Annotated in this window: 2 protein-coding genes; one reads left to right on the forward strand and one right to left on the reverse strand. The window is 43.7% G+C overall.

Annotated features, from left to right (window positions below):
• Window positions 1-623: hypothetical protein (locus A3735_RS18225; protein WP_156499746.1), on the reverse strand; the 623-nt coding region annotated here is incomplete at its 3' end.
• 159 nt (window positions 624-782) lie between these two features.
• On the opposite strand from A3735_RS18225, the gene A3735_RS18230 reads away from it, so the two are divergent.
• The coding region (locus A3735_RS18230; protein WP_068638428.1) for a bifunctional diguanylate cyclase/phosphodiesterase at window positions 783-2,891 on the forward strand (2,109 nt) is incomplete at its 3' end.

Genomic DNA, 2,891 nt, shown 5'->3' on the forward strand with positions numbered 1-2,891 from the left:
AGAAAGTAGATATATAAACCAATGTGGCTACCGTCAGAATCAGGGCCTGAGTCTACTGAGCTACCATTGTACTTTGTTACTTCGTAGTTTATATCGACGTACCTTAAAGCAATGACTGCACTATCAGAAGTCTTATATCCGTACTCTATAACTAAGCCGCTGGCATCTTCGAATTCAGCATTCTCGTCAAGCCCAATATCATCTGATTCTGCTTCAAATTCTGGGCTGGTATGTAAAGTCAATCCTCCACCAAAACGGTGCTTATCATAATTATAGAAGCCTAATAGTTCGACTGGAATGCGCGTGAAGTCACCATCACCGTTTTCGGCTAATAAGGCATCAAAGTGATAACCAATGCTACTTTGTATAGAGTATGTATCATTGATGTTATAGATAAGACCCAGTTTTAGATCCAATAAACCGCCTGCAGTGAGCTCTTCAGAGTCACCATTGGTGTATTCTACCTTGAGTAAGTCATCTCCCCCAAAAGTAAAGCCTCCAGCAGTAAAGCCTTGGAAGGTTTTCGTAGAAGTTGGTGAGTAATTTTCGGCTAAGGCGATATTGCTGCTAATAGAACATAGCAAAATAACCCACATCCCTAATATCTTTCTTAAACGATTCATTATTAATCCCTTTTTATGCATTAAATTTTAAAGGCGGCAGTATAGTGGACGGATTATCTTAGGTCTATTGATCGTTGAGAGTAGCCACTAAAATTGAATTGTCATTATTTGTTGTTAAGCTTTTCTCTAAATGTTTGTGTTTCAGGTTATACTTCACTCATGATCAATTTTGGCCAACTAAAAGCGCTTTTAAGTAAGCATCGAACTCGATCTGAAGCAGCTTCAGAGGCCAGGCGGAACGCGGAACAAAGTCAGCAAATCTATCAAGCGCTGGTCGATGAACGCAAGTTACGGCAAGCGTTAGAAGCTCAGCTAGTGCAAAAGAGTACCGACCTCGAACTTGCGATTCGAGATCGAACCAAAGAGCTTGAAGACAGTAACAAGCAACTCAGTGAACAAATTGCCCTGCGACAAAAGATCAGTGACGCCTTGGTAAAAAGCCAGACGCGCTTAACGCAGGCTATGGACGCAGCGCGTTTGGGCTTGATCGACTGGGATCTTGATCAAGCCCAGTTTTACCAGTCAGACTTCCATGAACTCTTCGGCGATAAAGAACTGACTACTGAAGAGCATATACATAACCTGAAAACGATTATTCACCCGGCAGACTATGTTGATGTTCGGGCGGCCGTTAACGCTTGTTTGGAAGGCGGTAAGGGAGAGTACCAACTTCAATATCGAGCCCAGAGTGGTGACGATTGGCTATGGATAGAAGAGAGCGGCAAGGTTGTTGATCGGGATGCAAAAGGGCGGGCTCTGCGAATTTTGGGGACCCGGCGTAATATTCAGTCCGAGCGCGCTCGTGATGAACAAGTTCGCTTGGCTAAGTCGGTCGTTGATCATACTTCAGAAGGTGTTTTTGTTCTGGATGCTAACTATCGCTTCCTGTCGGTTAATCCTGCTTATGAGAAAATAATCGGGCAGAGTGCGGAACAGCTTGTTGGGCAGAAGATTGATTGTTTGAGTGATACGCCTAAGCGTCAGGAAGCCTATGCCCAGATATTTGAAGAGGTACAAGCCAAAGACCTATGGCAGGGTGAATTATTAGAGAAGCGATACCATGGTGATTACTTTCCCCAGTGGACTCAGATCAATGCCATCAGGGATCGCAACGGACATATACAATACTATGCCGCAATGCTCTCTGACCTGTCTGTTCGACAAGCTGCTGATAAGAAACTCAATTACTTACTTAATTATGATGACCTCACTAAGTTAGCGAATCGCAACCAGTTCAAAGATCAGTTACACCGCGCTGTGGTTCGCTACAAAGATGAAGGCTTACCTTTCGCCTTAGTGACCTTGGATATTGACCGATTCAAGCAGTTTAATGATAGCTTTGGTCATGATGCGGCTGATGAGTTGCTCAGGGAAATTGCTCGACGCTTGTCTGCGAATGTACAGAAGGTTGATATTCTAGCCCGTGTTGGAGGCAACGAGTTTGCTTGCGTCGTGTCCTGTAGTCCGACCTTTGACGTAATGAAGTTTGCAGAGCGACTTTTTAAAACTGTGACCCATCATAATTATGATATATCGAGTGAGGAAATCGCTTTATCTTGCAGTATGGGTGTCGCACATGTTCCTGAACATACTCAGGATATCGAAACATTGATGCAATATGCGGCCTTGGCGGTGCAGAAAGCTAAATTCCAGGGAGGCGATCAGATCCAATTGTTTGATGATAGTCTTAAGCAGTTCTCTAGAGAACGCCTGGAAATGGAAAATGCATTGCGTAAAGCGTTGCAAAGAAGTGAGTTGGAAGTCTATTACCAACCGAAGCTGGATGTCAGGTCGAGAAGGATTAATTCTTGTGAGGCTTTGGTGCGTTGGAATCACCCCCAAAAAGGGCTCATTTCGCCTGCTGAATTTGTCAATATTGCTGAAGAAAGTGGTTTGATTTCTGAGCTAGGAGCCTATGTGCTTGAAACTGCTTGTCGCCAGGTTAAAACATGGCAGGAACAGGGCTTAGGTACTATTTGTGTTGCCGTAAATTTGTCACCTAGGCAGATTCGTGATCAAAACTTGAAAGGTATGATTAAGAGTGTGTTGGAGTCGAGCGGTATCTCGCCAGCATGTTTGGAATTAGAGCTAACAGAAAGCGTCATAATTGAAGACTTTCGCGCCGGTTTGAGTTGCTTGCATGAATTAAAAGAACTAGGGCTTAAAATTTCTATAGATGACTTTGGTACCGGGTATTCATCATTAAGTTACCTAAAAGAATTGCCGGCTGATACGCTAAAAATTGACCGTTCATTTGTTGAGGGGCTT

The sequence above is a fragment of the Oleiphilus sp. HI0061 genome (assembly GCF_001635675.1).